Raw genomic sequence first — 18570 nt, forward strand, 5'->3', positions numbered from 1 at the left:
CGTAGATCCACTTCTCACTCCTCCTTCGTCACGGTCGCCAGCACCTGGCCGAGCGACACCTGCTCCCCGGCGGCGACGGCGAGGTTCGCCGTCCCGTCGAACGGGGCGAGCAGCCGATGCTCCATCTTCATGGCCTCGATCGTCACCAGCGGGTCCCCGGCGCGGACCGTGTCGCCGCTGGTCACGGCGACGGCGATCACGGTGCCGGGCAGCGGGGCGGTCACCTCGGGGGCGGCCTCGGTGAGCTCCGCCTCCTGCTGGGCGAGTGCGGTCAGGGTCTGGTTGGTCCGGTCGGCCACGGTCAGCCGTGCCGAGACCCCGTCGGCCCAGGCCCAGACGACGACCCCGGCGTCGGAGCGGTCTCCGCGGGCCAGGGCGACCCGCTGCTGCGCCGTGCCGGGTGAGCAGGTGGGTGCCCGGTCCGCCGTCGGGCGTGGCGGGGCCGTCCAGGGAAGCTGTGCCGTCGAGGGGGACGGTGGTGGTCAGGGTGTGGCCGTCGGCACCGGCGTGGGTGACCAGCACCGAGGGCACGGCCGGCTCGGCGGCGCGCCAGCCGTCGCAGGCCCATCCTTCGCCAGGAACCGGCCGGGGCTGGGCGACCAGCAGGGCGGCGGCGGTGAGCAGATCGTCCTCCGGTCGGGGGAGTGCAAGGTCCGGCAGTCGCCGCGCGATCAGGGTGGTGTCCAGGCGTCCGGCCCGGACGTCGTCATCGTCGAGCAGGCCCCGCAGATAGGCCAGGTTGGTCTCCACTCCGAGGATGACCGTCTGTCCGAGCGCCCGGTGCAGACGGGACAGGGCCTGGGCCCGGTCCGCGGCGTGGGCGATGACCTTGGCCAGCATGGGGTCATAGTCGATGCCGACGGCCTGTCCGGCCCGCAGTCCGGTGTCCACACGGACCCCCTCGCCGGAGGGCTCGTGGAGTCGCAGCAGCGTCCCGGTGGCCGGGAGGAACCCGGCCTCGGGCTGCTCGGCGTACACCCGGGCTTCGACGGCGTGCCCGGTCAGCCTCACGTCCTCCTGGGTCAGCGCCAGGGGCTGACCGGCGGCGATCCGGATCTGCTGCTCCACCAGGTCCACCCCGGTGATCTCCTCGGTGACGGGGTGCTCCACCTGCAGCCGGGTGTCATCTCCATGAAGAAGAACGTCCCGGGGTCCTCGTCGGAGACGAGGAACTCGACCGTGCCGGCCCCGCGGTAGTCCACGCTCCGGGCGGCCTGGCACGCCGCCTCGCCCAGCCGGGCCCGGATCTGCTCACCGTCCTCGGTGTCCAGCAGCAGGGGGGAGGGTGCCTCTTCGATCACCTTCTGATGACGGCGCTGCAGGGAGCATTCGCGTTCGCCCAGGTGGATGACGTCGCCGTGGGAGTCGGCGAGGACCTGGACCTCGATGTGCCGGGGGCTGCGGATCAGCTGCTCGATCATCAGCGAGTCGTCGCCGAAGGCCGCCTGGGCCACGCGGCGCGCCGCCGGCAGAGCCTCGGCCAGCTCCTCGGGGCGCTCCACGACCTGCATGCCTTTGCCGCCGCCGCCCGCTGAGGGCTTGATCAGCACCGGGTAGGTCATCCCGGCGGCGGCCCCGGACCAGGGCGTCGTCGTCGAGGCCCGGGGCGGACACGCCGTCGACCAGCGGCACCCCGGCCGCGGCCACATGCTCCTTGGCCCGGATCTTGTCCCCCATGATCTCCAGCGCCTGCGCCCCGGGGCCGATGAAGACGACTCCGGCGGCCTCGCAGGCCCGCGCGAAGGAAGCGTTCTCGGAGAGGAAGCCGTAGCCGGGGTGGATGGCCTCGGCCTCGGTGGTGCGGGCGGCCTCGATCACGGCGTCGACGTCCAGATAAGAGGCGGAGGCCGCGGCGGGGCCGAGGCAGACCGAACGGTCAGCCATCCGCACGTGGGCGGCGTCGACGTCGGCCTCGGAATGCACGGCCACCGCGGTGATGCCCAGGCGATGCAGGGTGGAGATCACCCGACAGGCGATCTCTCCGCGGTTGGCCACCAGGACGGTGGTGAAGAGCTGGTCCATGCTGGCCTCCTACATCCTGAACAGGCCGAAGCCCGACGCCGGCAGCGGGGTCCGCGAGCAGACCTCCAGCGCCATGGAGAGCACCCGGCGGGTGTCGGCGGGGTCGATGATGCCGTCGTCCCAGAGCCGGGCGGTGGAATAGTACGGCTGTCCCTGGTCCTCGTAGGTCTGTCGGATCGGGGCCTTGAACGCGTCCTCCTCCTCGGGGCTCCAGGTCTCGCCTGCGGCCTCGAGCTGGTCGCGCTTCACGGTGGCCAGCACGGAAGCGGCCTGCTCGCCGCCCATCACGGAGATCCGCGCATTGGGCCACATGAACAGGAACCGGGGCGAGTAGGCGCGCCCGCACATGGAGTAGTTCCCGGCCCCGAACGAGCCCCCGATGACCACCGTGATCTTCGGGACCCGGGTGGTGGCCACGGCGGTGACCATCTTGGCGCCGTGCTTCGCGATTCCTCCGGCCTCGTAGTCACGGCCGACCATGAACCCGGAGATGTTCTGCAGGAACAGCAGAGGAATGCCCCGCTGGTCGCACAGCTCGATGAAGTGCGCGCCCTTCAGGGAGGACTCGGAGAACAGGATCCCGTTGTTCGCCACGATGCCGACGGGGTGCCCGTCCACGTGGGCGAATCCGGTGACCAAGGTGGTGCCGTAGTCGCGTTTGAACTCGTGGAAGGCGCCGTCGTCGACGATCCGGGCGATCACCTCGTGGACGTCGTAGGGCTGATTGACGTCCTGAGGAATGATGCCGTCCAGGTCACCCACGTCCAGCCGCGGGGGGCGGACCTCGGAGGCAGGCTCCCAGGCCCGCGGCGCGGGAGCGGGGAGGGTGGCGACGATGTCGCGGAGGATCTGGAGAGCGTGGTCGTCGTCCTCGGCGATGTGGTCCGCCACGCCGGACTCGGCGGTGTGGACCTTCGCGCCCCCGAGCTCCTCGGGCGTGACGACCTCTCCGGTGGCCGCCTTCACCAGCGGAGGCCCGCCCAGAAAGATGGTGCCCTGGTTCCGCACGATCACTGACTCGTCGCTCATGGCGGGCACATAGGCCCCGCCGGCGGTGCAGGAGCCCATGACCGCGGCGATCTGCGGGATGCCCTGCGCGGAGAGCTGGGCCTGGTGGTAGAAGATGCGGCCGAAGTGGTCCTCATCCGGGAACACCTCGTCCTGCAGCGGCAGGTACGCCCCGCCCGAGTCCACCAGGTAGAGGCACGGCAGCCGGTTCTCCTGGGCGATCCGCTGAGCCCGCAGGTGCTTCTTCACCGTGACGGGGAAGTAGGTGCCGCCTTTGACGGTGGAATCGTTGCACACCACCATCACGGGCCGACCGTGGACCAGCCCGATGCCGGTGATGATTCCGGCGCCGGGGGAGGCGTCGTCGTACATGCCGTGGGCGGCCAGTGCGCCGATCTCCAGGAACGGGCTGCCGGCGTCGAGCAGTCGGTCCACGCGCTCGCGGGGGAGCAGTTTGCCGCGCTGCTGATGCCGACGTCGTGACGCCTCGGAGCCGCCGAGGGAGGTGCGGCGCAGGGTCTGGTGCAGCTGGTCGCGCAGTTCGCGGTTCCGGCGGGCGTTGGCCGCGAAGGTCTCGTCCCGGGGGTCCACGGCGGTGGAGAGGGTGTGCGAAATGCCCCGTGGCTCCACGTCTTCCTCCTGGTGTCCTGCAGTTGGGTGTCCAGCAGATCCGGTGCCGGTCAGGTCCGACGTCCGGTAGATTTGAGTGAACGATGGTTCACTGAAAGCGACTCTAGTGGCGGTGATCACATGATGTCCATCCTTGACGGCGGGTCGGGCGAGTCGTCGGGTCCGCCGCGGACCCGGCGCCAGCAGGAGAAGGACCGCCGGCGGCGCGACCTGCTCGAGGCGGCGGGCCGGCTGTTCGGCACCCGAGGCTTCGCCTCAGTGGCGCTGGACGACATCGGCAGCGAGGCGGGCGTCACCGGGCAGGCCATCTATCGGCACTTCAAGGGCAAACGGGACATGCTGGGCCAGCTGCTGCTCGAGGTGAGCCAGGAGCTGCTGGACGGAGGGAGGGCACTGGGTGCGGGCGCAGAAATTCCTGAGGAGCGGCTCCGGCGACTCATCGCCTTTCAGGTCCGCTTCGCGCTGCGCAGTCCCGAGGTCATCCGCGTCCAAGAGCAGGAGCTGGGGCGGCTGGCCGAGCCCGACCGTCGGCGGATCCGTCGCATGCAGCGCGAGTACATGGACATCTGGGTGGACGCCGTCCGCGCCCTGCATCCCGCGGCCGGATCGGAGGAGCTGAGCCTTCGCGTCCATGGGCTCTTCGGGCTGATCAACTCCACGGCGCATTCGCTGAAGCACTTCCACGGCCGGGCGCCCTCGGCCGAGACCATGGAGGTCGGCGCGCGTGCGCTCGAGGTCATGGCGCAGGCCGCCGCAGAGGTGGAGATGTCGCGCTAAGCGTCGGCGTCGGAGGTGTTGTGACGTGCAACACTGTCCTGTTAGCTTCGGGTTTGTCGGCATTCACTGAAATCCACGATGCGGAGTGCAGATGAGCCTGAGCCATGACACCCCCGAGGATCTCCACAACGGCGCGGCCCAGCAGGCCGGCCGGCTGAGAGTCGCCCACGACGTCGGCCCCTGCGAGCCTCCGCTGCTGGAGTCCACGATCGGCGCGAACCTCCGCGAGACGACGCTGCGATTCGGCGAGCGGGAGGCGTTGGTGGATCTGCACGCCGACAGGCGCTGGACCTACGCCGAGTTCCGGCGCGACGTGCGACGGCTGGCCACAGGACTGCATCGGGCAGGCGTCCGGACGGGGCAGCGGGTCGGCGTCTGGGGCAACCGCTGGGAATGGACGCTGACCCAGTACGCCACCGCCGAGCTGGGTGCGATCTTGGTGACCATCAACCCGTCCTACCGTCAGCATGAGCTGACCTATGTCCTGCAGCAGGCCGGCATCACCGCCGTCGTCGCCTCCGATGAGTTCCGGGGTCAGGACTATCCGAGCATGCTGGCCCGCGCGGACGATGAGCTCGGAGCCTTGGAGCTCAGCGTCATCATGGGGTCCCCGGAATGGGAGCAGCTGCTCCCGGCGGAACCGGATGAGGTCCTCCTCGACGCCGTCGCGGAGGACCTGACGCCCGAAGACCCGATCAACATCCAGTACACCTCCGGCACCACCGGGTTCCCCAAGGGTGCCACGCTGAGCCACCGCAACATCCTCAACAACGGCTTCTTCGTGGGGGAGGTCTGCCGATACACCGAGCAGGACCGAATCTGCATCCCCGTGCCCTTCTACCACTGCTTCGGCATGGTCATGGGCAACCTGGGCGCCACCACCCACGGCGCGACGATGGTCATTCCCGCCCCGGCGTTCGATGCCCGAAGGACGTTGCAGGCGGTGCAGGATGAACGGTGCACGAGCCTCTATGGGGTGCCGACCATGTTCATCGCCGAGCTCGGCCTGGAGGATCTGGCGACGTCGACCTGAGCAGCCTGCGCACCGGCATCATGGCCGGCTCACCGTGCCCGGAGGAGATCATGCGTCAGGTCATCGAGGTGATGCACATGGAGGAGGTCACCATCTGCTACGGGATGACCGAGACCTCCCCGGTGTCTCTGCAGACCCGGACAGACGACGAGCTGGACCGGCGCGTAGGGACCGTGGGTCGGGTGGTGCCCCACGCCGAGGTCAAAGTGGCGGATCCGGTCACCGGGGAGACACTCCCCGTGGACAGCGACGGCGAACTCTGCACCCGCGGGTACCTTGTGATGCAGGGCTACTGGGAGCAGCCGGAGAAGACCGCCGAAGCCGTTGACCCCCACGGATGGATGCGCACCGGAGACATGGCACGTATGGACGCCGAGGGCTACGTGCAGATCACCGGGCGGATGAAGGACATGGTGATCCGCGGTGGGGAGAACATCTACCCGCGCGAGATCGAGGAGTTCCTCTATACCCACCCCGACATCGTGGACGCCCAGGTCATCGGTGTGCCCGACGAACGGTACGGGGAGGAGCTGATGGCCTGGGTGCGGCTGCGCGACGGGGCCGAGCGGCTCACTGCGACGGCGCTGCGCGAGTTCTGCGAAGGACGCCTGGCGCGCTACAAGATTCCTCGGTACGTGACGGTGGTGGACGAATTCCCCACCACCGTGACCGGGAAGGTGCGGAAGGTGCAGATGCGGGAAGAAGCCCTCGACCTGCTCGCCACCCCTGGAGCGGTCGACGACGCGCGCGCCGGCTGAGGGCGGCACCTGGGTGGGTGCCGTCCTCAGCTGGTGATCCGTGCCGGTGTGGTGTGGGTGGTGGCGCGGTGTGTCAGTGAACCGCCCTGGGTTCTGTTCCGGTCTTTATGCGGGTGCCCGGGCGGGCTCGTGTGATTGATAGTAGGCGGCCTCGGCCTCTGCTGGGGTGCCCGTCTCTGCCGCCCCTGCCGGGACGCTCTACCCGGCTGCCCTCTCGCGGGGGTCCTTCCCCGGCTCCTCCTGGTGTTGCTCAGTCTTCCGGCACCCTCTGACACATCCCGGAGGAGCGGGACCAGCCGGCCAAAACGCAGGGTCAGATCCGACCGCCGGCGCCGGCCCGCCACTGAGCCCGGCCAGGCATCCGAACCCCGCCCGGACGACGCGTCTCACATGCGCACCAGAGTCTCGTCAGCAGATCCTTACACGTCATACGCGTGGGAACCCGCTGGTAACCGCGGTCCCGGTCACACCCCCGCGATATCATCTAGGCACCGACAGCAACGGGCGGCGATGAGGCCGTCCACGGCGAGACGAACAGGTGGCTGACGACGTGTCCAACGTGTCCGAGACTGAAACGACGACCCCCGCACCGAGCGCCGGGAGCCAGCAGAGCTACTCGCACCTCTCGCCGCGGCTGGCGGTGGGGGACTCTGAGCCGGATCGCAACCTCGCCCTCGAACTCGTCCGCGTGACCGAGGCGGCCGCCATCGCTGGCGGCGCCTGGGTCGGCCGAGGTGACAAGAACGGTGCCGACGGTGCCGCTGTCGACGCCATGCGCTCCCTGCTCGACACCGTGAACCTCAACGGAGTGGTGGTCATCGGAGAGGGAGAGAAGGACGAAGCCCCGATGCTCTTCAACGGTGAGCGGGTCGGCAACGGCGCCGGTCCCGAAGCCGACGTCGCCGTGGACCCCATCGACGGCACCCGTCTGACGGCACTGGGCTACAACAACGCGCTGGCCGTTCTGGCGGTCGCGGAGCGCGGCTCCATGTTCGACCCCTCCGCGGTGTTCTACATGGACAAGCTCGTCACGGGCCCCGAGGCGGCCGACATGGTGGACCTCCGCCTGCCCGTGAAGCAGAACCTGCACCTCATCGCCAAGGCCAAGGGCAAGCGGATCAACCAGCTCAACGTGTGCGTGCTGGATCGGCCCCGCCACGCGAAGCTCGTGGAGGAGATTCGGGACGCCGGCGCCCGCACCCGCTTCATCATGGACGGCGACGTCGCGGCGGCATCGCCGCAGCCCGAGAAGGCTCGGGTGTGGATGCGCTCATGGGGATCGGCGGCACGCCGGAGGGCATTGTGACCGCCTGCGCGATCCGCGCGATCGGCGGCGTGATCCAGGGGCGCCTGGCCCCGACCGACGAAGCCGAGCGGGAGGCCGCCGCCGCGGCTGGCCACGACGTCGACGAGATCCTCACCACTGATCAGCTCGTCACGTCGGACAACTGCTACTTCGCCGCCACGGGGATCACCGACGGCGATCTGCTCCGGGGGGTCCGCTACGAGGGGGACCGGGTCACCACCCAGTCCATCGTCATGCGCGCCAAGTCTGGGACGGTTCGCACCGTGGAGGCGGAGCACCAGGCTCGGAAATGGGAGTCCTACACTCGCGCGTGATGACGGCGCCCCTCGCCGTCCTCCACGCCCCTGGTCAGCCAACCCTTCCGGCCCCGTTCGTCATGTACTAGCGTGACCCGCGTCATGAAGCGCCGACGGACTCCGTGAGTGATCACCGCCGGCGCCCTGGGGTTCCTTGAGACGCCTGGAGACGGGCGGAGAGGGCGAACTGTGGTCGGACGTCGAAGGGTCGGAGCGGGAGCAGCACTCGGGCTGGGAGCGTTGCTCCTGACCACGGCGGGGTCCGGGGTCGCGTCGGCCCAGGGGTCGCCGCCCGTGGATGACGTGATGGGCAACGCCCACGAACGGGCCCGGAGTGTGGTGGAGGCACTCGAGGTTCCGGCAGCGGACAGGATCGCGGCCACCGAGTACTGGACGCCTCGGCGCATGGCGCAGGCGCGTCCGCCCGTGCCGCATGTGGCGGAGAACGCTCAGGCCCGGATCCGCGACGTCTTCTCCGGCGCGCACTCCGGGACCCCGCGGACGGTCTCGTCGGCTGCGCCGTCGCCGCTGGTGGTGGCGGCAGGATCCCAGAGCAGCTCGGTGACCCCTCGTCCGTTCCACACGTGGGCAAGGGTTTCTTCTCTACTCCGTCTGGGGACAAGGTCTGCTCGGCCAACCTGGTGGCATCCGAGAACCGCTCCACCGTGGCGACCGCCGGGCACTGCCTGCACGACGGCGCCGGGGGAGGCTTCGCGGAGAGGTTCGTGTTCGCCCCGGCCTATGACGAGGGTGAGTCGGAGCATGGAGTCTGGGCGGCGACCGAGCTGGTGGCCTCCCAGCAGTGGGTGCAGAGCAGTGACCTGGAGCACGACTATGCCTTCGCCGTGGTCGAGGAGAAGAACGGCAGGACCGTCCAGGACGAGGTCGGCGCGTCCTCTTCCATCACGTTCAACGAGCCCCGTGGGCTCGACTACATCGCTTACGGGTATCCCGCTGCGGCGCCGTATGACGGGCAGACGCTGCGCCGGTGCGAGGGAGCGGCCAGCGATGACCCCGCCGGCCGCAGCACCCAAGGCATCGACTGCGACATGACCGGCGGGGCCTCCGGTGGTCCATGGTTCCTCTCAGGGGGCGAGCAGAACTCTGTGAACTCGTAGAGGTACGACGCCGACCCCGACTCCATGTATGGACCGTACTTCGGTGACGGGGCTGAGCAGCTCTACGACCACGCCTCGTCGAAGTGACGGCGGCTCCCACCTCCTGCCGGGGTGCTCGATGCATTCTGCAGGGCTTTGACCTGGAGTGATGATTCCTGACGCCGCATCCGCGGTGTCAGGGCCCAGCTCATGTGACTGTGGAGTTACTTTCTTCCCGCAACCTCTTCACAGATGTGAATCACGTTGCTACTGTGTCGTAGGTCACGGCCAGAGATCCGGCCGTGATGATTCCATGACACTCCTGAAAGGGGAGAACAAGCATGAGCATCAGGCGAATCATGAGCCTGGGCGGTGTCCTCGGACTGAGCGCTGCCGCACTGGTGACGGCGACCCCCGTCGCGGCAGACTCGACGACGTATCCGGGACACGGGGCAGGGCCGGGGCAGGGAGAGGTCGAGACCGTGCCCGAGGGCGACCAGGAGGCCGCCGAGGAGTACTGGACTCCTGAGCGGATGGCCGAGGCCGAGCCGGTGGAGACGGAGCTCATCGACGAGATCGACGGGGCCAGCCTGCAAGACGTCTTCAGTGACATCGAAGCGGCGAACCCGCGCACGGTGTCCCCGCACCGCAGCCAGTTGCAGAACCCGGCCGACAGCCCGCATATCGGCAAGGTCTTCTTCTCCACCAACCAGGGCGACTTCGTCTGCTCCGCCAACATCGTGGCCTCGGCGAACCAGTCCACGGTGGCCACCGCGGGGCACTGCCTGCACGACGGAAACGGCGGCCAGTTCGCACGCAACTTCGTCTTCGCCCCTGCCTACGACTACGGCGAGTCCGAGCACGGCGTGTGGGCCGCAGAAGAGCTGGTGACCTCCGCCGAGTGGGCGAACCGCGGCGACTTCGAGCATGACTACGCCTTCGCGGTCCTCGAGACCAAGGGCGGCACCACCGTGCAGCAGCAGGTGGGGGCGGCGTCGCCGATCGCCTTCAACCAGCCGCGTGGCCAGTACTACAGCGCCTACGGCTACCCGGCCGCCGCGCCCTTCAACGGCCAGGAGCTCCACAGCTGCCACGGCACCGCCACGAACGACCCGATGGGCAGCAGCACTCAGGGCATCCCGTGCAACATGACCGGCGGCTCCTCCGGCGGCCCCTGGTTCCTCGGTCAGGGGACCGGCGGGGCCCAGAACTCTGTGAACTCCTACGGGTACACCTTCCTGCCGGACGTGATGTTCGGGCCGTACTTCGGCTCCGGGGCAGAGCAGCTCTATGACTACGCCTCCACGCGCTGAGGACGGCGTATCATCGGGGCTCAGGCCCTGAGGAGAGGATGACACGATGACGACCGTCGAGGGACACCTCAGCTCATCACCCGGCGACGACGCCGAGGAGGAGGCGCCCTCGGCGGTCGTCTCACATCGCCCGGAGCAGGACCCGGAGCAGGTCCGCGCCTACTGGACCGAGAAGCGACGCCGGGCCGCCCGCCCCCGACCGATGACGCTCCAGGGTGGCAGGAAGAAGGACGACGGGGAGTCCACGGATCAGAGCGCCGACGACGGCACTGCACCGGGTGAGGCGACGAACACCTCCGACTGACCCTCGGATGTCAGCACAGCTCGCTCGCCAGCGGTCAGGAAGACGGACTCGCCGGCGCCCACTGCGATCTCTGAAGCCTCGCTCCGAAGCAGGACCTCGCCGCGGAGGCACAGCACGACGGCGGGACCGTCCTGGGGAGCCCAGGTCGCGGTGTCGCCGTCGTCCAGCTCCAGACGGTCCAGTCGGAACTCCTCGCACGGCGGGGCGTAGCGGTGCCACCGCTCCGAGACCGGTTCGGGCGTGCACCACGGAAGCGGCAGCACGGCAGGGGTCGTGACCGCCAGCAGCTCATCGACGTCCACCGGCTTGGCGGTGAGCCCGCCGCGCAGCACGTTGTCGGAGCTGGCCATGATCTCCACCGCCACTCCGTGCAGGTATGCGTGCAGGTTTCCGGCGGGCAGGTACAGGGCCTCACCGGGGGAGAGGTCCACCCGGTTCAGCAGCAGGGTGACGATCACCCCGGGGTCGCCCGGGAAGGCGCCGCCGGCGCGCCGGAGCGTGTCCGCCGCCCCGTCGCAGAGCGCAGAGCCAGGGCGCACGGACTCCAGGGCGGGCACCACGAGGTCTGCGGCCTGCGCGAAGCCGCCGTGCGCGTCCCGCAGGATCAGCTCCAGGGCCTCTGCCAGGCGCTCGGCCTCCAACAGAGTCCGCAGCTGATTCAGCGCCTCGTCCACTCGTGCGGTGTCCGCCGGGCCCTCCGATCCCGTGCCCGCGGTGCGGAGCAGGTCCGCCACGGCGCGACGTCGGCGGCGGCCTCGGGGCCGGGCCGGAATCCGCACAGGGCCGAGAAGTGCTCGACCGCCACCACCAGCTCAGGCTTGTGGTGGGCGTCCACATAGCGGCGACTTGGGGAGTCCAGCGGAACCCCGGCGGCCTCCTCCGCCGCGTAGCCGGCCCGGGCCCGTTCGGCGGTGGGGTGGGTCTGGATGGACAGGGGCTGTTCTGCCGCCAGCACCTTGAACAGGAAGGGGAGCTCCGGGAGGTCACCGAGCATCTCCGGACGGTGTGCCGGGAGATGGTCGAGGCTGATCCGGGCGCCGTCGAGGAGCACCTCGGACGGCGCGGCCGGGTGGGCGCCCATCCACAGTTCGGCCTGCGGCCCGTCGGCGGGCATGCCGAAGAGCCGCGGGAAGGCGGTGGCGGAGCCCCAGGCGTAGTGCCGCACGGGGTTGGTCATCCTGAGCATCGCGAGAACATTACCAGCGGGGAGGCCATGATCCGTCCGATTCCGGGCCTCGTCCAGGGAACTGTGGTCAACCTCCCAGGAAGCCGCCCGGCGCGGCCGCCCCTGTCCTCAGCGCAGCGGCGTGCACTCGTAGTTGCTGGACGCCGCCTGCTCCAGGACTCCCGTCTGTCCGGCGTCCTGCAGGTCGCGCAGGTACTCCGCCGTCAGCGGGGAGCCGTCCGGTTGGGTCGGCATCTCGACCTCGTTGTCCTCGATGGACGGTTCGTCGTCCTCCGCGGCGTCGCGGGTCTCCACCGACGCCGGCACCGTCCCTGAGGCGGAGGTCCCGCCGCCCGGAGATCCGGTCCCGGGGGAGAACGTCACCGTGCCCACGGTGGTGCCGACGGCTCCGAGGGAGCCGAACCAGCCGCCGTCGTCCTCTTCGTTCTCGATCAGTTCGTCCACCCGCTGGTGGATCTGGTCGAAGTCAGGGTAGGTGGAGAACTGCTCCCCGGCGGTGCCGAAGTCGGGGGCGCCCAACACCAGGCGCTGCGGCTCGCGCTCCTTGGCGTCCACCGCGAGGTCGAGGAAGGAGCCGAGCTGGTGCTGCGGCAGGTTGGTCTCCACCACCTGCTCGCCGGCGTCCATGATCTCCGTGAACCGGGTCAGCAGGGTCTGCGGATTGAACTGGGCGATCATCGCCTGTTGGATGCACTGCTGGCGCTGGATGCGGTTGTAGTCCGAGGAGAAGGTCCGGGACCGGGCGTAGGCCAGGGCGTCCTTGCCGCTGAACGTGTATTCGCCCGGACCCCACCAGTTGTCGCCCCAGGTGCCGTCCGGACGCGGGCCCCGGTAGGGGACCCAGCCGCCGGAGTCGACGGTGACCCCACCCATCGCGTCGATGAGCTGGGCGAAACCGTCCATGTCCACCATCACGTAGCCCTTGACCTCGAGGTCCAGGATGCCCGAGGCGGCGTCCATCATGGCCTCGGCGCCCGGGTCCTCGGCGTCGGGGTAGAGGTCCTGGTGCTGGTTCATCACGTCCGTGTACAGGAAGTTGATGATGCATTCGTTGCCGCAGCTGTACCCGTCCGGATACGCATCCCACAGCGGGGAGTCCTCGCTGAACTGCGCGTTCTGGAAGTTCCGCGGGATCGAGATGAGGATGGACTCGCCGGTGCGTTCGTTGACGCTGACCACGTGGATGGAGTCCGGGCGCAGGCCCTGGCGTCCCTCCCCGGCGTCGGCGCCGAGGAGCAGGAAGTTGTAGCGGCCGTCGACGGCGTCGATGGCCGGACCGGAGCCGAAGATGCCGGAGAACGACTCGCGCGACTGGTTCACCAGATGCGCCCCGTAGCCCAGCGAGCCGGAGGTCACCACCATCAGCACCACCGTGGCCACGGTGACGATCGGTTTCAGACCGGGAGCCAGGGTGGACAGGCGCAGCAGCCGGAAGGTGTCGATCCACAGCACGGCCCACCCGACGGCCAGCGAGACCAGCAGCACGGCGACCAGCCACATCACGAAGGGCCGCGTCATCAGGCCCAGCAGCAGTCCGCGCAGGGTGAAGAACATCACGACGCCGACCAGCACCACCGCCCACACGCTCACCGTGACGGCCAGCGCCTTGCGCCCGAAGCCGCGGTGCCCGGCTGCGATCTGCGCCGCGCCCGGGACGACCAGCGTCAGCGCGAGCAGCAGCACCGCCCGACGGGTGCGGTCGGTGACGGAACCGTTCTCCGGCCGCCGGACGACGTCCGGCTCGGTGGAGAAGCGGTGATAGGTGATGGTGGGGTCGCTCATCGCTCAGGAATGGGTGTGACGACGGCGGTACGTGGGCAGCTCGGCGGCCTCGTCGCGCAGGGCTGCGCCCTTCGCGTGGGCCTGTGCGGCGAGGTCGGCGGCGAACTCGACCAGCTGCTCCCGAAGTCGGGCGGCCAGTTCACCGTCCCCGGCGGCCAGGGTGCGCGCCGCCAGCAGACCGGCGTTGCGGGCGCCTCCCACGGAGACTGTGGCGACCGGGACGCCGGCGGGCATCTGGACGATCGACAGCAGCGAATCCATGCCGTCGAGATGCTTCAGCGGTACGGGGACCCCGATGACAGGAAGCGGGGTGACGGAGGCGAGCATGCCGGGCAGGTGCGCCGCACCCCCCGCTCCGGCGATGATCACCCGCAGGCCGCGCTGGTGGGCGGTGCGGCCGTAGTCGATCATCTCCTCGGCCATCCGGTGGGCGGAGACGACGTCGGCCTCGAATGGGATGCCGAACTCGTCGAGCGCCTCGGCGGCGGCCTTCATGGTGGGCCAGTCGGAGTTCGAACCCATCACGAGTCCGACCAGGGCGGTGGTGTCCTCGGCCATCGGTGTCGGTCCCTTCGTCAGGTGGTTCAGCGGTGGTCAGCGGTGGTCGTCAGTCGTCAGTGGTCGTCCCGGTGATGAGCGCGGCGGCGTGCAGCGCCCGGCTCTGCGCCCGGTCGAGCTCCGCGGCGGCGACGGCGACCTCCCCGGGCTCGGGGGCGAGCACCACATTGACGTGCCCGACCTTGCGGCCGGGGCGCGGCTCCTTGCCGTAGAGGTGGATCTTGGCCTCGGGGGCGTGCCGACCAGCCTCGGGGACCCCGGCGTGCAGGTCTGAGGCGGAGGCGCCGAAGAGATTCTTCATCACAGTGCGGCCGCCCGGGCCGCCGATCGGGGCGGTGGAGCCCAGCGGGAGGCCGAGCACGGCCCGCAGGTGCTGCTCGAACTGACCGGTGACGGCGCCGTCCATGGACCAGTGCCCGGAGTTGTGGGGGCGCATGGCCAGCTCGTTGACGTAGACGCCGGCCCGCTCGCCGTCGGTGATCTCGAAGAGCTCGACGGCCAGCATCCCGGTCACGCCGAGCTTCTCCGCGATGAGCCGGGCGATGCTGGCCGCGTCCTCCATGTGGGTGGGGTGGGAGCGCGGGGCCGGGGCGACGACGATGTCACAGACGCCGTCGGTCTGGGTGGACTCCACCACCGGTAGGCGCGGATCTCTCCGACGGCTGAGCGCGCCACCTGGGCGGAGAGCTCTCGGGTGAAAGGGATCTTCTCCTCGGCGAGCAGCCCGGTGCCCTGCTCCGCGGCGCGGTCGAACCAGTCCTGGGCGGCGGACGCTGAGGCGGAGGAGTCGATGATGCGCACACCCTTGCCGTCGTAGCCGCCGCGGGGGGTCTTCAGCACCACCGGCCAGCCGGTGTCGTCGCCGAAGTCGCGCAGCTCCGCGACAGTGTGCACCGCGGCCCAGTGCGGATTGGGCAGGCCGAGCTGCTCGACGGCGCGGCGCATGGCCAGTTTGTCCTGGGCGTAGAGCAGCGCCTCGGGTCCCGGATGCAGCGGGGTGCCCTGGGCGGTGAGGGCGTCGAGCACCTCGGCGGGCACATGTTCGTGGTCGAACGTGACGACGTCGACGTCGGCGGCGAAGGCCGTCACGTCCTCCACGCTGCGATAGTCGCCCAGCGTGGTGCGGGGGATGACCTGGGCGGCGGAGGCCTCGGCACTGCCCGCCAGCAGGCGCAGCTCGACGCCGAGCACGACGGCGGCGGCGCCATCATGCGGGCCAGCTGCCCGTCGCCGAGGACGCCGACGCGGGGTGCGTCGCCGCGGGCCGCGGCGGACAGGTGGGGCGCGGTGTCAGGGGTGGGGGCTTCGGCTGCAGTCACAGTCCCTCATTATGGAGCATCGGGGGCGCGGCGTCGGTGATGGGACACGCACGCAAGGATCGCGGGGCCGCCGAGCAGGGGCCCGCTCGGCGTCGTGATTCTGCTCATACCGGGGGCATCCGCCAGGAAGCTCGCAGGGGACGTCCAGGCGAGTCCGTACACTGGACGTCGGCAGGACGCCGCGGCCTCAGGGTCTGCCGGCCTGCCGTGTTCCCCCGTTTCCGCTGATGGAGTCTCCCCGGTCCATGATCTCCCGTCTCTATGTCCGCATCCGTGACCTGTTCCTCGCCGTGTGGCGGGAGGTCGCGAAGTTCGGCGTCGTCGGCGGTGTGGCCTTCGTGATCGACTCCGCTGTGTTCCTGTGGCTGCTCAGCGGCCCTCTCGATGACTCGCAGCTCAAGGCGAAGGTCGTCGCCGGGGCTGTGGCCACCCTGTTCTCCTGGGTGGCCAACCGGTACTGGACCTTCCGGCACAGCCGCACCCGGGGCAAGATGCGGGAGCTGGTGATGTTCCTGCTGATGAACGCGATCGGGCTGGGCATCCAGACCGGCTGCGTGGGGGTGAGCAAGTATCTCCTCGGGATGGACTCCGTCACTCAGGTGTTCATCGCCGGGAACGTCATCGGGCTGGTGCTGGCCACAGCATTCCGTTTCTTCGCCTATAAGTTCTGGGTGTTCACCGGGGAGCCGGCGGAGCGTGAGGCCGGTCCGCACATGATCTCCGACCGGGAGCTGCTCACCGGCGAGATCCCGGTGGTCACCGGCTCGCACCGCACCACCGGCGAGGGCCTCAGCCGACCCCCTCGTTCCTGAGGATCGTCTCCCACTGCTGCGCGGGGATGCCCTCGGGGCCCGGCTGCACCAGCACGGCGGTGCGTCCCTGCGCCCACGCGCCGAGCAGCGCCGTCTCCGCGTCGTCGTCCCAGCGCACCGGGGTCCAGGTGCTCCAGCCCGCCGCGGCGTCGGCGACGTCGTGCAGCCCTTCCGCCGTGGAGCACAGCAGGTCCCGGGGCTCGCTCGGCACAGGCGGCAGCGCCACCTCCGGGAGTGCGCTCAGGAGCTGGTCCGGATGCTGGCGCACCTCAGCGGAGACGTCGAGCACCCACCCTGGCAGTGACGTGCCGACGGCGTCGGCGTAGGAGTCGTCCAGCAGGCCGGGGGACAGGGCGGCCAGCTCGGCGTCCCCCAGCGCCTCGGTGTCCGTCCAGTCCTCGGGGCGATCGGTGATGACCAACGCCGGTTCGCCGCCCGGGGAGCCCAGCGTCACCCGACAGCCGAGGGCGCCGGCGGCGAGGACGGCGGCGCAGGCCTTCCAGTGGGGCGCGCAGTGGATCAGCACGTCGGCGCCGTCGTCGAGCTCGACCTCCTCGCGCAGCAGACCGACGAGCTTGACCGCCCAGTTCTGCAGCACCCGTCCAGAGAGCTCCACCCGGTCCCCGTCGGGGCCGTACCAGACGACAGAGGGTCGCGGGCGGCCCCCCAGAAGCTCGAACAGCGCTGGGAATTCCCTGGGCGCTTCGTGTGAAAAGGTGCTCAAGCTGAGCGGAGCCATAGAGTCCTCCTGTTCCGCCACACCGATCCCACAGTGGTCTTTGTGCGGCGTGTCGGGCGTCATGACGCGGATCGAGGCCTGTGGAGAGCGGCCTCACACCACTTGACGGATGGTTACTTACGCCAGTGTAATTAGGGGGTGACGGCGGCCCCGCCGCATGGTCGTCACAGACACCGTCACATGATTGTCCCGCACACCACTGACACGGATCACAGGGGAGGCCCTCCATGGGGAACGCACAGCGGCTGAGCGACGAGCAGCACGAGCAGTCTCGCGCCGCCCAGCGACCCGCTCTGGACGTCCCCGCCGACTGGTTCGTGGATCCGGCCGATCCGCGGGCCGCGGAGCGTCTGGAGCACGGCAAGGCCCTCGAGGATCAGGCCACGGCTTTCCTCGCCGCCCATGAGGAGGCGGAGAAGCAGTCCGAGGACGAGTCCCGCTCGGCACGGACCGTCGAGGCCCCGGTGGCGCTCAGTGAGGCTCCTTCCCGCCGCACTGACCGCGAGCCGGAGGTCGAGGCGCCGCGCACCGAGACCTGGATCGGCCTGCCCTCCCTCATCCCCGCCGAGCAGATCGAAGGCGAGCTGGCCTGGCAGGTGGACGCCCTCTGCGCCCAGACGGACCCGGAGGCGTTCTTCCCGGAGAAGGGCGGCTCCACCCGGGATGCGAAGAAGGTCTGCGCCGCCTGCCACGTCAAGCAGGAGTGCCTGGACTACGCCCTGGCCAATGACGAGCGCTTCGGCATCTGGGGAGGTCTCTCCGAGCGCGAACGCCGCAAGCTGCGGAAGCGAGCGATCTGATCGCCGCCACCCTGAGCCCGCGCATCGCCGCTGTCGTCCTGCACGGCGGCGGCGATTCCTCGTCTGAGGCCGGAGAGTCCCCGCAGGCACTGCAGGAGGCCATTGAGTCCCAGACGCGCGCGCCCGACCACGTGGTGGAGCTCTCCGCCGCAGGCTTCCGAGGACCTCAGGACCTCTCCCGATCCCTGCGCTCCCACCTGATCCGTGACCGGGCCACGGCGGCCCGCACCACCGGCCCCGGACCCGGCGGAAGCCGGGTGACCTCTCTGTGGCGGCAGCTGAAGCGTCGGCTGCCCGAGGGATTCTCCGACGCGGCCGACTGGCTGTGGATCCTCCCCGAGGACGCCGCCCCGGAGCCTGGAACTCTCGCGGCGCTCGAGGAGCGGCTGTTCACGGTCACCGACGAGGAGACCCACCCGGACATCCAGGTCGTCGGCGCCAAGCAGCTGGATCCGGGTGATCGCCTGGTGGACGTGGGGCTGTGGTCCGCCCGCTCCGGGGAGGTCATCCCGCTCAACGAGCCGAAGGAGCTCGACCAGGGCCAGTACGACGGCCGCGACGCCGTGCCCGCGGTGGCCGCCCACGGCATGCTGGTGCGCGCCTCGCTCTTCGGCGCCCTCGGCGGCTTCGACCCGACGCTCCCGGCCGACTACGCGGCGGCCCAGTTCTGGCCGGCGCGCCCGCGAGATCGGGGCGCATGTCGTCGTCGCTCCGGACGCCCGGATCAGGCGGCTGGATCCTCCGCCGCGGACGGAGGTCCACCGTCTGGGCGGCATGCTGCATCTGCCGAGTCCTGCCGCGGCGGGCCCAGGTCCGCCCGACGGCTCGCC

Annotated in this window: 14 protein-coding genes and 5 pseudogenes; 9 read left to right on the plus strand and 10 right to left on the minus strand. The window is 70.0% G+C overall.

Translation table 11 applies throughout. The features are described 5' to 3' along the window. Positions 1-14: 14 nt before the first annotated feature. A pseudogene (locus BCY76_RS10770) lies at positions 15-2022 on the minus strand (acetyl/propionyl/methylcrotonyl-CoA carboxylase subunit alpha). A 9-nt stretch (positions 2023-2031) separates the two neighbouring features. Further along, the gene (locus BCY76_RS10775) at positions 2032-3660 is read right to left on the minus strand and encodes a carboxyl transferase domain-containing protein (RefSeq protein ID WP_442935358.1); all 1629 of its coding nucleotides are present in this window, start codon (positions 3658-3660) and stop codon (positions 2032-2034) included. Between the two features lie 120 nt (positions 3661-3780). Between BCY76_RS10775 and BCY76_RS10780 the strand changes: the two genes are divergently transcribed. The 3 genes and pseudogenes from BCY76_RS10780 (at position 3781) to glpX (ending at position 7848) form a co-directional block, all read left to right on the plus strand. Next, the gene (locus BCY76_RS10780; protein ID WP_139827743.1) at positions 3781-4437 is read left to right on the plus strand and encodes a TetR/AcrR family transcriptional regulator; all 657 of its coding nucleotides are present in this window, start codon (positions 3781-3783) and stop codon (positions 4435-4437) included. Between the two features lie 154 nt (positions 4438-4591). After that, positions 4592-6228 (plus strand): annotated as a pseudogene (locus tag BCY76_RS10785) (AMP-binding protein). Positions 6229-6862: 634 nt separating this feature from the next. After that, positions 6863-7848, plus strand: a pseudogene (gene glpX, locus BCY76_RS10790) (class II fructose-bisphosphatase). Positions 7849-8279: 431 nt separating this feature from the next. Here glpX and BCY76_RS19950 read toward each other — a convergent pair. Then, positions 8280-8414 (minus strand): hypothetical protein, encoded by a 135-nt coding sequence (locus tag BCY76_RS19950; RefSeq protein WP_272896838.1) that lies wholly within the window; start codon positions 8412-8414, stop codon positions 8280-8282. Between BCY76_RS19950 and BCY76_RS10795 the strand changes: the two genes are divergently transcribed. From BCY76_RS10795 to BCY76_RS10805, 3 genes are all read left to right on the plus strand, one after another. Beyond that, positions 8415-8948, plus strand: coding sequence for a trypsin-like serine peptidase (locus BCY76_RS10795; RefSeq protein WP_070162495.1), 534 nt, complete (start codon positions 8415-8417; stop codon positions 8946-8948). 320 nt (positions 8949-9268) lie between these two features. Then, on the plus strand, positions 9269-10240 hold the full coding sequence (locus tag BCY76_RS10800) for a trypsin-like serine peptidase (RefSeq protein ID WP_070162492.1): 972 nt from the start codon (positions 9269-9271) through the stop codon (positions 10238-10240). Between the two features lie 46 nt (positions 10241-10286). Continuing rightward, a complete protein-coding gene (locus tag BCY76_RS10805; RefSeq protein WP_070162491.1) occupies positions 10287-10544 on the plus strand; it encodes a hypothetical protein in 258 nt (85 codons plus the stop codon). On the opposite strand, the gene BCY76_RS10810 is transcribed toward BCY76_RS10805, so the two are convergent. From BCY76_RS10810 to BCY76_RS20435, 6 genes and pseudogenes are all read right to left on the minus strand, one after another. After that, positions 10490-11218: a hypothetical protein gene (locus tag BCY76_RS10810; protein ID WP_170922661.1), complete on the minus strand. Its 729-nt coding sequence runs from the start codon at positions 11216-11218 to the stop codon at positions 10490-10492. The two genes, BCY76_RS10805 and BCY76_RS10810, sit on opposite strands and share 55 nt — an antisense overlap. After that, a complete protein-coding gene (manA, locus tag BCY76_RS10815) occupies positions 11203-11721 on the minus strand; it encodes a mannose-6-phosphate isomerase, class I (protein WP_201791116.1) in 519 nt (172 codons plus the stop codon). The genes BCY76_RS10810 and manA overlap by 16 nt, the downstream gene beginning before the upstream one ends. Positions 11722-11838: 117 nt before the next feature. Beyond that, the gene (locus tag BCY76_RS10820; RefSeq protein ID WP_085437660.1) at positions 11839-13512 is read right to left on the minus strand and encodes an LCP family protein; all 1674 of its coding nucleotides are present in this window, start codon (positions 13510-13512) and stop codon (positions 11839-11841) included. A 3-nt stretch (positions 13513-13515) separates the two neighbouring features. Next, the gene (gene purE, locus BCY76_RS10825) at positions 13516-14070 is read right to left on the minus strand and encodes a 5-(carboxyamino)imidazole ribonucleotide mutase (RefSeq protein WP_070162487.1); all 555 of its coding nucleotides are present in this window, start codon (positions 14068-14070) and stop codon (positions 13516-13518) included. Positions 14071-14119: 49 nt separating this feature from the next. Then, entirely contained in the window at positions 14120-14506 is a 387-nt protein-coding gene (locus BCY76_RS20430; RefSeq protein ID WP_442935359.1) for a hypothetical protein, read from the minus strand. Positions 14507-14509: 3 nt separating this feature from the next. Beyond that, positions 14510-15261: pseudogene (locus BCY76_RS20435) on the minus strand (ATP-grasp domain-containing protein); the annotation flags it as partial. Between the two features lie 373 nt (positions 15262-15634). On the opposite strand from BCY76_RS20435, the gene BCY76_RS10835 reads away from it, so the two are divergent. Next, positions 15635-16201 carry a GtrA family protein gene (locus BCY76_RS10835; protein ID WP_070159172.1) on the plus strand — a complete coding sequence of 189 codons (567 nt, stop codon included), beginning with the start codon at positions 15635-15637 and terminating at the stop codon, positions 16199-16201. On the opposite strand, the gene BCY76_RS10840 is transcribed toward BCY76_RS10835, so the two are convergent. Then, on the minus strand, positions 16179-16817 hold the full coding sequence (locus BCY76_RS10840; protein WP_170922663.1) for a TIGR03089 family protein: 639 nt from the start codon (positions 16815-16817) through the stop codon (positions 16179-16181). The genes BCY76_RS10835 and BCY76_RS10840 overlap by 23 nt on opposite strands. A 350-nt stretch (positions 16818-17167) precedes the next feature. Between BCY76_RS10840 and BCY76_RS10845 the strand changes: the two genes are divergently transcribed. Both BCY76_RS10845 and BCY76_RS10850 read left to right on the plus strand, forming a co-directional pair. Continuing rightward, positions 17168-17740, plus strand: coding sequence for a WhiB family transcriptional regulator (locus BCY76_RS10845; protein WP_083277370.1), 573 nt, complete (start codon positions 17168-17170; stop codon positions 17738-17740). Positions 17741-17871: 131 nt separating this feature from the next. After that, positions 17872-18570 (plus strand): annotated as a pseudogene (locus tag BCY76_RS10850) (hypothetical protein); the annotation flags it as partial.

It is taken from the genome of Nesterenkonia sp. PF2B19 (assembly GCF_001758425.2).
GTDB lineage: Bacteria > Actinomycetota > Actinomycetes > Actinomycetales > Micrococcaceae > Nesterenkonia > Nesterenkonia aethiopica.

What these genes read in the sequence shown, in the direction of transcription:
- BCY76_RS10835 (WP_070159172.1), top strand. Translation starts at nt 15,635, where the DNA reads ATGATCTCCCGTCTCTATGTCCGCATCCGTGACCTGTTCCTCGCCGTG.
- BCY76_RS10820 (WP_085437660.1), bottom strand. Translation starts at nt 13,512, where the DNA reads ATGAGCGACCCCACCATCACCTATCACCGCTTCTCCACCGAGCCGGAC.
- purE (WP_070162487.1), bottom strand. Translation starts at nt 14,070, where the DNA reads ATGGCCGAGGACACCACCGCCCTGGTCGGACTCGTGATGGGTTCGAAC.
- BCY76_RS10845 (WP_083277370.1), top strand. Translation starts at nt 17,168, where the DNA reads ATGGGGAACGCACAGCGGCTGAGCGACGAGCAGCACGAGCAGTCTCGC.
- BCY76_RS20430 (WP_442935359.1), bottom strand. Translation starts at nt 14,506, where the DNA reads ATGCGCCCCCACAACTCCGGGCACTGGTCCATGGACGGCGCCGTCACC.
- BCY76_RS10780 (WP_139827743.1), top strand. Translation starts at nt 3,781, where the DNA reads ATGATGTCCATCCTTGACGGCGGGTCGGGCGAGTCGTCGGGTCCGCCG.
- manA (WP_201791116.1), bottom strand. Translation starts at nt 11,721, where the DNA reads ATGACCAACCCCGTGCGGCACTACGCCTGGGGCTCCGCCACCGCCTTC.
- BCY76_RS10805 (WP_070162491.1), top strand. Translation starts at nt 10,287, where the DNA reads ATGACGACCGTCGAGGGACACCTCAGCTCATCACCCGGCGACGACGCC.
- BCY76_RS10800 (WP_070162492.1), top strand. Translation starts at nt 9,269, where the DNA reads ATGAGCATCAGGCGAATCATGAGCCTGGGCGGTGTCCTCGGACTGAGC.